Annotated in this window: 10 protein-coding genes; 3 read left to right on the forward strand and 7 right to left on the reverse strand. The window is 36.1% G+C overall.

What is annotated here, in order from left to right; genetic code table 11:
• Positions 1-70: 70 nt before the first annotated feature.
• Entirely contained in the window at positions 71-2,539 is a 2,469-nt protein-coding gene (topA, locus tag A6M55_RS03090; RefSeq protein ID WP_064196415.1) for a type I DNA topoisomerase, read from the reverse strand.
• A gap of 352 nt (positions 2,540-2,891) precedes the next feature.
• Between topA and A6M55_RS03095 the strand changes: the two genes are divergently transcribed.
• The 3 genes from A6M55_RS03095 to A6M55_RS03105 all read left to right on the forward strand — a co-directional run bounded on the left by A6M55_RS03095 (position 2,892) and on the right by A6M55_RS03105 (position 6,868).
• On the forward strand, positions 2,892-5,162 hold the full coding sequence (locus A6M55_RS03095) for an aconitate hydratase (RefSeq protein ID WP_064196416.1): 2,271 nt from the start codon (positions 2,892-2,894) through the stop codon (positions 5,160-5,162).
• A gap of 132 nt (positions 5,163-5,294) precedes the next feature.
• Entirely contained in the window at positions 5,295-5,891 is a 597-nt protein-coding gene (locus A6M55_RS03100) for a hypothetical protein (protein WP_197491649.1), read from the forward strand.
• A gap of 347 nt (positions 5,892-6,238) precedes the next feature.
• Positions 6,239-6,868, forward strand: a complete 630-nt coding sequence (locus A6M55_RS03105; protein WP_156510970.1) for a hypothetical protein — start codon at positions 6,239-6,241, stop codon at positions 6,866-6,868.
• Between the two features lie 41 nt (positions 6,869-6,909).
• Here A6M55_RS03105 and A6M55_RS03110 read toward each other — a convergent pair whose 3' ends face one another.
• The 6 genes from A6M55_RS03110 to A6M55_RS03135 all read right to left on the reverse strand — a co-directional run bounded on the left by A6M55_RS03110 (position 6,910) and on the right by A6M55_RS03135 (position 12,397).
• Positions 6,910-7,929: an exo-alpha-sialidase gene (locus tag A6M55_RS03110; RefSeq protein WP_064196418.1), complete on the reverse strand. Its 1,020-nt coding sequence runs from the start codon at positions 7,927-7,929 to the stop codon at positions 6,910-6,912.
• Position 7,930: 1 nt separating this feature from the next.
• Positions 7,931-9,361 carry an alpha-L-fucosidase gene (locus A6M55_RS03115; RefSeq protein ID WP_064196419.1) on the reverse strand — a complete coding sequence of 477 codons (1,431 nt, stop codon included), beginning with the start codon at positions 9,359-9,361 and terminating at the stop codon, positions 7,931-7,933.
• A gap of 151 nt (positions 9,362-9,512) precedes the next feature.
• Positions 9,513-10,709 carry a hypothetical protein gene (locus A6M55_RS03120; protein WP_064196420.1) on the reverse strand — a complete coding sequence of 399 codons (1,197 nt, stop codon included), beginning with the start codon at positions 10,707-10,709 and terminating at the stop codon, positions 9,513-9,515.
• The gene (locus A6M55_RS03125) at positions 10,706-11,323 is read right to left on the reverse strand and encodes a nucleotidyl transferase AbiEii/AbiGii toxin family protein (protein WP_082892909.1); all 618 of its coding nucleotides are present in this window, start codon (positions 11,321-11,323) and stop codon (positions 10,706-10,708) included. Before A6M55_RS03125 ends, A6M55_RS03120 begins: the two co-directional genes overlap by 4 nt.
• Positions 11,287-11,571, reverse strand: a complete 285-nt coding sequence (locus A6M55_RS03130; RefSeq protein WP_064196422.1) for a DUF6922 domain-containing protein — start codon at positions 11,569-11,571, stop codon at positions 11,287-11,289. The genes A6M55_RS03125 and A6M55_RS03130 overlap by 37 nt, the downstream gene beginning before the upstream one ends.
• Position 11,572: 1 nt before the next feature.
• On the reverse strand, positions 11,573-12,397 hold the full coding sequence (locus A6M55_RS03135) for a type 1 glutamine amidotransferase (RefSeq protein ID WP_064196423.1): 825 nt from the start codon (positions 12,395-12,397) through the stop codon (positions 11,573-11,575).
• Positions 12,398-12,446: the final 49 nt, after the last annotated feature.

Genomic DNA, 12,446 nt, shown 5'->3' on the forward strand with positions numbered 1-12,446 from the left:
GATTATTAATTCTAATAAGTTGTGCCATTTATTATTAACCATTCAACATTTATTAGCAACGATTGTTCGACTATCCATTCGCCAGTTTCAAGCAATCTTCCAACGTCAATGTTGCAGGGTCAGTTCCTTTCGGAATTTTTACATTGCGTTTACCTGCTTTGATGTATGGCCCATATTGCCCATTAAGTACTTGAATGGTTTTATTTTCTTCAAATTCCTTAATTATTTTATTGCTTTCTGCTGCTTTCTTAGCTTTTATAATTTCAATTGCCCCTTCAACCGTAAGCGTCGATGGATCAGTTTTCTTATCAATATTATAGTATTTATCGCCGTGTTTTACATAAGGACCGAATCTCCCTTTGCCAATATTTACTGCCAAGCCTTCATAAATACCTAAATCTTTAGGCTGAGACAAATCATTACTATTACGCTGAATCGTCATTAACTCAATTGCTCTCGCTTGGTCAATTAGATAAGGGTCTTCAGATTTGTCAATATTATAAAATTTGTCGTTATGTTTGATATACGGCCCAAACTTACCGATTGAAACAATAATTGGTAAGTCTTCAAAGAAACCGACCTCTCTCGGTAGTTTCGGTAAATCAAATAATGCCAAACCTTCTTCAAGTGTGATTGTATCAATCAACTGTCCTTTTTGCAGACTTACGAAAGTTGGTTTTTCATCATCATCTTTTTCACCAATTTGTACATAAGGGCCAAATTTTCCGATTTTTACCGAAACTTTCTTACCAGATTTTGGATCGATGCCAAGTTCACGAGTTCCGGCTGTTGATTTTACATCCGATGCTTGCTCAATTTTACTGTGAAAGTCTTTATAGAAGTTTGAAATAATATTTTGCCATTCAGCTTTGCCATCGGCAATTGTATCGAAGCTTTTTTCAACATTTGCCGTGAAATTATAGTCGATTACAGCATCAAAATTATCAACCAAAAAGTCGTTGACAACCATTCCGACATTAGTCGGGAAAAGTTTAGCTTTTTCGGTTCCGTAGTTTTCTTTGCCTACTCTTTCCGAAATCGCATTTTCTTTGAGTGTCAACTCTTTAAATTCTCTTTCTTTACCCGCTCGGTCTTCTTTTACTACATAATTTCGTTTGATAATCGTCGAAATTGTAGGGGCATAAGTTGACGGACGGCCAATGCCCATTTCCTCAAGTTTCTTTACTAAACTTGCTTCAGTATATCGAGCGGGTGGTTTTGAAAAACGTTGAGTAGCTTTCATAATCGCCAAATCTAACATCTGACCGATATTTAATGGGGGTAACATTCCCTTATTCTCTTCGTCTTCATCATCGTTCGATTCGAGATATACTTTCAAGAAACCGTCGAATTTAATTACTTCGCCCGTTGCTACAAGTTCTTCGCTGGTTGTAGATATACCGATAGTTGCGATTGTACGTTCAAGTTCAGCATCAGCCATTTGGGACGCAATCGAGCGTTTCCATATCAAATCGTACAAACGTTGCTCATTTCTATCACCGTCCACTTTTTCAGTACCAAAATCGGTCGGACGAATGGCTTCGTGGGCTTCTTGTGCCGACTCACTCTTGGTTTTATATTTACGAGTTTTGACATATTTTTCGCCATAAGCATTTTCTATCTGCGTTTTTGCTTTCTCAATGGCCTCATCCGAAAGATTAGTCGAGTCCGTACGCATATATGAAATCTTACCTGCTTCGTAAAGCTTCTGTGCCACTGTCATGGTCTGCAAAACTGAGAAGCCTAATTTACGAGAGGCTTCTTGCTGCAAGGTTGAAGTTGTAAACGGAGCAGCAGGCGATTTTTTAGCAGGTTTTACTTCAAGATTTTTGATTGTAAAGATTGCACCTACACATTTTTCGAGAAATGCTTTTGCATCGGCCTCTTTTTCAAAGTTTTTGCCAAGTTCGGCATTTAGAACTTTGCCTTTTTCTACAATAAATTGTGCAACAACTTTAAATGATGATTTTGAATCGTGGGCATCAATTTCACGTTCACGGTCAACGATTACTCTTACAGCTACCGATTGAACACGCCCAGCCGAAAGATTGGTACGTTCGCCAGTACGAATCTTTTGCCATAAAACTGGCGATAATTCAAATCCTACGAGTCTATCCAATACACGACGTGCTTGTTGTGCATTTACCAAATCCATATTTATTGTACGTGGATTTTGAATAGCAGTGGTGATAGCTTTCTTAGTGATCTCTCTGAAAACAATTCTTGGAGTTGCATCTGTCAAGCCCAATGCTTCTTTCAAATGCCAAGAAATGGCTTCTCCTTCTCGGTCATCATCGGTTGCGAGCCAGACTGTTTCCGATTCTTTAGCCAATTTTTTTAACTCACTTATCACCTTTGTTTTATCAGATGATACTATATAATTAGGTAAAAACTGATTTTTTACATCAATTCCTAATTCTTTATCAGGTAAATCTCTTACATGACCAAAACTTGACTTAACGGTGAAATCTTTGCCAAGATAACCCTCAATGGTCTTGGCTTTGGCAGGGGACTCAACTATAACTAAATTTTTCGACATCTATCCTGATTTTGATAATTTTGGCTCAAATATAAGCCTTGATTGATAAAACAACTATTTTCTGTGAAAAATTGCCAAAAAAATATCTTTTTTAATTGTTAAAACTATCATCCAGATTACACAAAACTTTGTCTAAAAAGCAAAAAAAAGGTTTGTTGCATTAGATTTTGATTAAAATTGAGCTTTTTTTGATATATTTTTAAGATAATCGTCGTCAAAGGTTGTATTTGCATTGCTTCTATTCTATTTTTGCAAGAAATCATTCCTGTAATTAATCATAGTTTTGTACTTTTGTTCAACTCATAATTACATCGAATTTCGGTAACTATAAAATCTTAAATTATTTTAACTAATGGCAGTTTTTGACTTAGATATGATTAAGAGCGTTTACGCTCGAATGCCAGAAAGAGTAGCCGCTGCTCGTAAGGCAGTTGGAAGACCACTTACTTTGGCCGAAAAAATTCTTTATTCGCACTTGTGCGAAGGTGAAGCTACTAATGCTTATGGCAGAGGTGTTGACTATGTTGACTTCGCCCCTGACCGTGTTGCTATGCAAGACGCAACAGCTCAAATGGCTTTATTGCAATTTATGTCGGCTGGTCGCCCGAAAGTGGCTGTCCCCTCAACTGTTCACTGCGACCACTTGATTCAAGCGAAAGTTGGTGCAACTGACGATTTAAAAATTGCTACCGAAAAAAATAAAGAAGTTTATGATTTCTTGGCTTCTGTTTCAAATAAATATGGTATTGGCTTCTGGAAAGCAGGTGCTGGTATTATCCACCAAGTTGTTATCGAAAATTACGCTTTCCCAGGAGGTATGATGATTGGTACTGACTCACACACACCAAATGCGGGTGGTTTGGGTATGGTAGCGATTGGTGTTGGTGGAGCCGATGCTTGCGACGTAATGGCAGGCTTGCCTTGGGAATTGAAAATGCCAAAATTAATTGGTGTAAAATTGAGTGGCAAACTAAAAGGATGGGCTTCTGCAAAAGACGTTATCTTGGAAGTTGCAGGTCAGTTAACAGTAAAAGGTGGTACTGGGGCAATCGTTGAATATATTGGTAAGGGTGCTGATAGCTTATCGGCAACTGGTAAAGGTACAATCTGTAATATGGGTGCTGAAATTGGTGCTACAACATCCGTTTTCGGTTATGATAAAAAGATGGCTGCTTATTTGAAGGCTACTGGCCGTGCAAGAGTTGCTTCTTTGGCAAATGGTATCAAAGATTTGTTACGCCCCGACCAAGAGTGTATTGATAATCCTGAAGCATATTATGACCAAGTTATTGAAATCAATCTTTCAAGACTTGAGCCAAGAATCAACGGACCATTCACGCCAGATTTAGCTTGGCCATTGTCTAAGTTTGCAAAAGCAGTTATCAAAAATAAATGGCCACAAAAATTAGATGTGGGTTTAATAGGCTCGTGTACAAACTCTTCGTATGAAGATATGACACGTGCTGCTTCGATAGCTTCACAAGCAGCTGCTAAAAACGTAAAAGCAAAAGCAGAATTTACAATCACTCCAGGTTCTGAATTAGTGCGTTTTACAGCAGAACGTGATGGTATCCTTGCTAAATTTGATGCAATTGGTGGTGTAGTTCTTGCTAACGCTTGTGGACCATGTATTGGTCAATGGGCAAGACACGGAGCTGAAAAAGGTGAAAGAAATTCAATCATCACTTCATTCAACCGTAATTTTGCAAAACGTGCCGATGGAAATCCAAATACGCACGCATTTGTGGCTTCGCCAGAAATCGTAACGGCATTTGCTATCGCTGGTGATTTGACTTTCAACCCTGCAAAAGATACATTGACTAATGAAAATGGCGAGCAAGTAAAACTCGAAAATCCGTTTGGTGTAGAATTGCCTCCAATGGGCTTTGATGTAAAAGATGCAGGATACCAAAAACCTAAGAAAGATGGTAGCAAAGTAAAAGTTGCGGTAAGTCCAAAATCTGATCGTTTGCAATTACTTGAGCCGTTCAAAGCTTGGGAAGGAACAGACCTTTCTGGTTTAAAATTATTGATTAAAGCCAAAGGAAAATGTACAACTGACCATATTTCAATGGCTGGACCATGGTTAAAATACCGTGGACACCTTGATAATATCTCAAATAACCTTTTGATTGGTGCGATCAACTTTGTGAATGATAAAGCAAACACAGTTAAAAATCAATTGACAGGTGTTTATGGCGAAGTTCCAGCCGTACAACGTGCATATAAAGCCGCTGGCGTAGGTACAATCGTAGTAGGTGACGAAAATTATGGTGAAGGTTCATCACGTGAACACGCCGCTATGGAGCCTCGTCACTTAGGCGTCCGTGCTATCATTGTTCGTTCGTTTGCTCGTATCCACGAAACAAACTTGAAAAAACAAGGTATGTTGGCTTTGACATTTGCAAATCCTGCGGATTATGATAAAATTAAAGAAGATGATACTTTTGCTATCACTGGTTTAACTACTTTTGCTGAAGGTGTGCCTTTGACATTGGTAATTACGCACAAAGATGGTTCTTCAGAAGAAATCAAATTGAATCATACTTATAACGACAGCCAAATTGGCTGGTTTAAGGCAGGTTCGGCACTTAATCTGATTGCTGCTGAGGCAAATAAGTAATATTGGTGTTTTTGAGGGAATAATTCCCTGTACGGAATGCCTCGCAAGAAATTGTGAGGCATTTTTTGTATTTATTGTTTATATTGAGTTAATTACAGCCTTAACTAATCACTTAAAAATACCTATTATCCGATGAAAAACTTTCAAATTATTACTGCTTTTTTTATTGTTTTTATGCTATTGCTTACTTCAAATCAGAGTAATTCCGCCTTACTTAAGAATGTTAGCCAAACATGGATTGATGACGGCATCAATGAGTTTGGTATATTGAAAGAAGTGGAAGATTCGGGCTATCCGCTGGCTACTTTACACATTGAGTTTCCCGAACGTAAATTCTCTGAATATTTTACGATAAATCTTGAAGAAGTAAAAAGTGTAAATATGGGGATTTTGCAGAAGTGGAAAGGAAAATATGTGGCTTTTACTTATAACAGCGATTTGACAAATGCCTTAGTCGATGTACAAATTAACGGAAAATCAGCGATAAATACTGAACCTGTGGAGTTTAGTGAAAATGTGCAGAAGGTAGTTGGCATATTGAAAGGGGCAGGAAAAGTAACCGAGAGCGATTTGCCAAGCACGATTTCGATTACAACTGCAAATAATCAAAAACTATTATTTGATTATTATATCACACCAGAAATGGTTAAAATTAATGGTCGTAAAGTAGTAGCTTATTACGAAGAAGTTGTATCGAATACGATAACTAAGATTAAGGTTAGTAAATAATATAGTCTTTAAGATGAAAACGTCGGCAAGACTCAAAGCCTTGCCGACGTTAAAAATACACCATTTCATAATTTATGTTACAGAAGAATACACACAAATTTTTAATTTTCATCCTTTTATTGTTCTATTTTTCCAGCAATGCCTCTGATTCTTTGAAAATAAAGAAAGTAGATTATACAGATGGTAATAGATTATTCCGAACTACATATTATAATCGTTCAGGGAATATCACTAACGACTTCTTTTTCGATTATTTTGAATATGAATCGGGTAGAACTTTAAATGGGTGTGATATATATAAATATAAAAGCAATAAAAAAGTAGCTTTCACAAAGTACTTCTTCAAAATGGAAGAAAATAATATATTTTTTTACGATGGACCCTTGATTGGTTATCGTTGGAGTTATGAATTTGACACTTTAGGCAAAATTACCGAGCAAAATGGCGAAGTTATTTATTTATCTGATAGTTTCTTTAAAAGAACAAGTCCACTTGACTCGTTAGAGCATTTCCCTATAAATACAGAATTACGTTTTCAGTCCAGAAAATTTTATGATTCTTTAGGTAATTTGATTGAGGAAAAGTATATCGATAACCCTAAGATTATTCATAAGAACCTTTTTAAATATGACAGTCTGAATCGTCGAATTGAGAAACTAATGATAGATGATAAAGAAAGGTTGAAAATAACATATACTTATTTCAAAGATTACTTGAATGTTGAAACGTATGTTTACCATAAAAAAAATCTAACTGCCCATTATATTTCGAAATACTTTGAAAATGAACAAAAGCAAGAAATAAGGATAGAGAAGTATCAAATTAAAGGAAAGAAATTAAGTAATAAGGATATCCCACAGAAGGTTTTTATACAGGATAAAAAGTATCAAGATAATCGACTCGTTAAAATAGAACACTCTGATTACATTACTAATATGACTTATACTTATGACCTTAAATATGAGTTTTATGACTAATCAAAGGGGTAATTTCAAATTTTGAAATTGCCCCTTTGATTCTATTTCAGATCCAAAACCACATCCTTAATTAATTTTCTATCATAAGTATAAGTAATATGAACTAAACCATCAGATGATTGAATAATGGCTGGATAACTAAACTCTCCTTTTGTTTGATTTTCGAGTGTATAAATATCTGTCCAGTTGATGCCATCTTTTGAATGCCCTAATTTCAAAATATTTCTGCCATTTGACCATTCTTTACCCGATGGAAGTGGGTTATAAACCAATAAAAATGAACCATCTTTTAGCGTAACTGCATCAATTCCAGAATTGGGGTTTGGTAAATTGATAGGAGAGAGTTCTCCCCAAGTTTTTCCATTATCGGCAGACCACGACTGAATGATTTTATTTTGACGACTACGTAAAAGCATTTGTAAACGGCCATCTTTATGAATCAAAACCGAAGGCTGAATAACTCCATAGTCTCCACACTCAATTGGAATTTTTCTCCAATTTTCTCCGTTAGCATCTGAAATTTCTACGTGCGTATGCCAAATTTTGCTATCCACACTTTCGGTACTCGAAGGGTGTAAAATGTCTCCATTTGTTAACTGAATACTTTTATTTTTGATTGGTCCAAGAATATCATTTGGAAGACGAGTAGCTGCCGACCACGTTTTTCCATCATCGCTTGAGCTTTTCATCATTCCCCACCATTCTCTTGGATTGATGCCAACTTTGTAGAATAAAAAGAGTTTTCCCGCAGGATTTTTAAACAAAACTGGATTCCAACAAGCATATTGTTTGCCTTCATAGATTCCATCGGCAACTTTAACCGGTTTTTCCCAAACATTGTTGGTAGAGGTGGCTACCCAAATACAAACTTTGGGGTGGTTTTCGTGTAAACCAGCAAACCAAGCAGCCATAAATTTACCCTTTGAAAGCTCAACGATTGTTGAAGCATGGCAAGAGATTTCATCTGGTTTGGAGTCAATGAATTGTTCTTTTACAAGTTTAACTTGAGCGAAACTCGCAAAACTTAGAAAAAATGCTACGACAGTGAATGTTTTTTTCATGTTAAATCTCAAATTTTAATGCTAAGGCTGGATAGGATTTGTATTTTTCCAATAATTCTTTGGGTAAATATACAAAAGTTTTGTTGCCTTTTTTCTCCCATTTGAGATTTTGATTTTCACTCAATAAAACAATTTTACTACCTGTTTTTGGGCTATTATTTGTCCATGAAATAACTGGACTTGCCGATTGGTTTTCAGCAATAGGAATCAGTGCAAAATGCGTATTTTTATCACCTTTTGTAAAAAATATATCTTTATCTTTAAAGATATCAGCTGCACGAGTTTTATAAATGGCCTCACCATTGGCATCAAGCCATTTTCCAATTTCTGCAAGCCTCTGAACTTGAACATCTAAAAGTGTTCCTTCGGCAGTTGGTCCAACACCAAGCAGTAAGCTTCCTCCTTTTGCTACAACTTCAATCAATGTATGAATAACTTTCGTAGCAGATTTAAAATTATCGTTCGGCACGTATCCCCAAGCACCACCGAGCGTAATGCAGCTTTCCCAAGGAGTATCGGATTTTGTTTTTGGAATAGACTGCTCTGGTGTACGGTAGTTTTCATAAGGCCCATGAACAGTTCTATCGACAATTAATAGACCTGGTTGATTTTTGCGAGCCATTGTGGCTATTTTGGGCATATCAATTTCTTGGCTGAATGGCGGAATTGGAGCTCCCCACGAACGAACTTCGTCATTAACTGTTTCAAGTGGGCGAACCCAGCCACCATCAAGCCATAAAATATCTACGCTTCCATAATTTGAGGTAAGTTCATTGATTTGATTGTAAGTAAACTCTTTGTATTTATTCCATCTCCAAGGATTTTTGCGAATATCATAGTTCACATTGCGGTCGGGCGTGGCGTATCTATCCCACCAAAAATATTGTGTGTGCCAGTCGGGCTTTGAAAAATACGCTCCAATCATAAAGTTTTCTTTGCGGAAAGCATCAAAAACGTATTTGGCAACATCGGCTCGTGGATTGTTGGCAAATGGCCCATTACTAATTTTAAAGTCGCTATATTTGGTATCGAACATATTAAAACCATCATGGTGTTTGGTCGTAAAAACCAAATATTTCATGCCCGCACTTTTGGCGGCTTTGGCCCAAGATTCAGGGTTGAATTTAGTTGGATTAAAATCTTTGCTGAGTCCCCAATACCATTTTTTATAATCATCATATCTGCTCATAGAATCTCTTGTAATCCATTCTTCATTGCAAATCGACCATGATTCAATAATGCCTGGAACGGCGTAAAGTCCCCAGTGGATAATCATACCAAATTTAAGGTCACGCCAATTTTCGAGTTTTTGACGCACTTCTGGTTCTTTGGGATATTGATAAAGCGAGGAGGTTGGATGAATAGTATTTTGAGAAAAGCTATTCTGTAAAATAAAAAGCAGGAGGGCAGAAAGAATTATTTTATATTTCATTTTTAAAAGATGAGTTTATTTCGAGTAAAAATAAAATATTTTAATAATATTGAATTAATAAGAGATTAATTCGCAGCAAAATAAAAAGAGTCAATACCAGATTTTTGAATTTCAGGTACTGACTCTCAATTATTTAGCAAATATCTAAAAATTAATCTTCAAAAAAGGCACAACTGCCGCCAACCCAATTGAAGTTCTTATTAAAGTTTACACCAATCATTTCTCCACGACTCAAACGTGCAAGATTTGTGACGAGTTTAGGTCTTGGTGCATTGTCTTCCCAAGTAAATAACATTCTAATTTCGGTTTTTATCAGATTACCTTCTTTATCTTCGATAATTGGTTCGTATTTTACTTTTCTTTGGATCAGGTAGTTTTCTTTGTCATCAATATTTTCTAATTCTTCTTTCGTAAAATTGAGTTTCACTCCACTTCCTGCGAATGAAAAGAGAGGCTTTAATACATAATTTTCTAAGTCAGCAGGGTATTCTTTCAAATCAGAAAGAAAGAAACTTTGAGGTACAAATGCACTTTTGAGCAAAGGCAACGTAAACTTACTGATGCGGAAAAACCAATTTGGATGCGTTACCCATTTAACATCCACATCATCGGTCATTTTAAAATTAGTTTCCAAGTCAGGGAAGTTTTGTAATAAATCATCAAAAATCAAACGATTATAAATACGTTTGATTTCGATTGTTTTTCCATTCTTTTCATAAAAAAGTTGTCGGCCAACTTTTTTAATTTTGGTCAAACAAACGGGCTCAATCCCCCAAAGTTGGCGAGTAATTTCAAAATCTAAGCGAGTTTTTTGTTTTTCGGGGTAAATTTCGAGTAGAATCACATTTTCGGCTGCTTCGCCACCCAACAGCACTTTTTTCATTTCATCGACATACGATGACATCGAAAGTCGATTGAAATATTGATTAAAGCCTTTTGGGTCAATGAAAAATTTGCGGTATTTCTGCCCTAAATACCATTGATAGCCAAAAAGTGATGGAAAACCTTGTAATTCAATGAGTTGCGGACTTAAATCTCCGTTTTCGTCTTTACAAACAGCAAAGTCAATCGCTAAAAAACTTGGGTGTGCGTCTTCATTTGGCACATGTTGGTTTTCAGGAATTGCTCGATTGGTTTTTTCCTTGAAATCTGGTTTTAATAAAACCTCAATAATATCATTACAAGCCTGTAAAAGCTTGATTTTTAAATCTTTGGGAACAAAAACAGGCGTTTCGGCTACTCGAAAATCAAGTTGATTGGGAAAATCTTTATGAATTTCCGCAATCATTGTTTCGTATTTTTCGGTCGTGAAACTTTCGTTGAATTGTTGTCGGATAGCAGGAATCATAGGTTGAGAAAGTATTTTTTTGCGTATTTTTTTAGTTTATCTTTTACCAAATCCCATTCATAATTCTTATACATATTTGGCATTTTTGAGTTATCTGCGAGGTCGATTTCACCAAAAGCAGTAAAAATTATGGTTGAATTTCTACTATAAGGATAAATACTATTAAAGTGAGAAAAACCCTCATGAAATGAAAAATGCTGGCATAACTCAAAAATATCAATAAAATCCTTTTTGGTCTTTCGGGTACAGATTGCATCAAATTTCATTGCAAATACATCAATCGGACTTGCAAGTCTTATTCCTTCTATTGTTTCGATGTTTTTAAAATCAATGTTCCATTTTGCCAAATCCACTTTAATCTCTGATTCGGTGAAAGCCAATGCGTATTCACCTGAATATTGTAATTGTCTATTTGGATTTCTTTGGAGGTGCTGCCAAAGATTTATTGGTAGATTTTGGGAAGTAAACAAATCAATATCTTCTGAGTCACGATGTCCGTATCTTAATGCCAATGATGTTCCGCCAACCAAAATAAAATCATTGAGCATCGCATCTTGCATAAGATTTTGTAAGATTGTTAAAAGGGAATGTGAGACGGTCTGTTTGTGTAACATTTGAAATTATCTTTAGGAATATCTAACAATAAATGTCCCAAACTTATGGCATTTAATCTTAAAAAATGGGCGTTTTTCAGAGCTTCTGCACACTTTTTATTGCCATAAAATCGAATAAGGTTTCTCAAATCACTCAATTTTCCCCATTCAAATACTCGTCCGATTATCCAATCAGCTTCTCTTTGATAATCTAAACTATCAAAATCAACATCCCAAAAGGCTTGTCTCGATAAATTTGGCTTTTCCATTTTATGCAACTGCAAGAATTTGTTCGGCAGCATGATTCAAAAACGACGGAATGATTATTGACTCGGTGAGCATGATTTTATCAGGGTCGTCGAGGTGGTCAATCATTTGTTCGTATTTATCCGAGCCGTGTTCGCTGATAACGGCAATCATTTTTTCTTCTTGTTTAAAATAGCGAAGCATACCTTCGGCATCGGCTTCGGGGTGGAATTGCGTACCAAAAACCTCTTCCGAAAATCTGATTGCCATAATGGCTCTTTCAAGTGGTATATATTCCCTGATTTTTTCGAGACAAAGTACTTTTGCTCCAAAATCATTGATTCTTTGCCAGTTTGGCTGAATCATCTGATAATCTCGTGAGTCAACTGCATGAAAGATTTCGGGTAAACCATTGAAAAATGGCTCAGTTTCGCCATCAGTTGTGCGGTGAATTGGCATTACTCCAAACGAAGTTGAGCGACGCTTGCAAATATAGCCCAACTGTAAGTGATGGCTGGCAACTTGGAATGAATGACAAATCAGAAATAAAAACTTTTTGTTGTCGTTTGCACGGTTATGTGCAAAAATTTGGTCAAGAAAATTTCCAAACTTTTCTTCCCATTCATGTCCTTCGGGTAGCGGATTTCCTGGACCACCAGTTGAAATAAAAATATCGTAATCTTCAATTTTAGGTGTTTCATTCTTTTTTCTGACATCAAAAATATCATAGTTTCCTTTGATTCCTTCTTGAGCCAGAAACTGTCCACATATCATTTTTATACAACGCATACCTTCGTTGGCAAAGCCGTTGTACATATCTAAAATTGCAATTTTAATATTCTCTTTCATGCTGATGAATGTATTTTTGATGCAAATTTATAAAAATATGCCCTAAAAT

It is taken from the genome of Emticicia sp. MM (assembly GCF_001649495.1).

Coding starts and splice junctions, on each gene's coding strand:
- topA (WP_064196415.1), bottom strand. CDS start 2,539: ATGTCGAAAAATTTAGTTATAGTTGAGTCCCCTGCCAAAGCCAAGACC.
- A6M55_RS03095 (WP_064196416.1), top strand. CDS start 2,892: ATGGCAGTTTTTGACTTAGATATGATTAAGAGCGTTTACGCTCGAATG.
- A6M55_RS03100 (WP_197491649.1), top strand. CDS start 5,295: ATGAAAAACTTTCAAATTATTACTGCTTTTTTTATTGTTTTTATGCTA.
- A6M55_RS03105 (WP_156510970.1), top strand. CDS start 6,239: ATGGAAGAAAATAATATATTTTTTTACGATGGACCCTTGATTGGTTAT.
- A6M55_RS03110 (WP_064196418.1), bottom strand. CDS start 7,929: ATGAAAAAAACATTCACTGTCGTAGCATTTTTTCTAAGTTTTGCGAGT.
- A6M55_RS03115 (WP_064196419.1), bottom strand. CDS start 9,361: ATGAAATATAAAATAATTCTTTCTGCCCTCCTGCTTTTTATTTTACAG.
- A6M55_RS03120 (WP_064196420.1), bottom strand. CDS start 10,709: ATGATTCCTGCTATCCGACAACAATTCAACGAAAGTTTCACGACCGAA.
- A6M55_RS03125 (WP_082892909.1), bottom strand. CDS start 11,323: ATGTTACACAAACAGACCGTCTCACATTCCCTTTTAACAATCTTACAA.
- A6M55_RS03130 (WP_064196422.1), bottom strand. CDS start 11,571: ATGGAAAAGCCAAATTTATCGAGACAAGCCTTTTGGGATGTTGATTTT.
- A6M55_RS03135 (WP_064196423.1), bottom strand. CDS start 12,397: ATGAAAGAGAATATTAAAATTGCAATTTTAGATATGTACAACGGCTTT.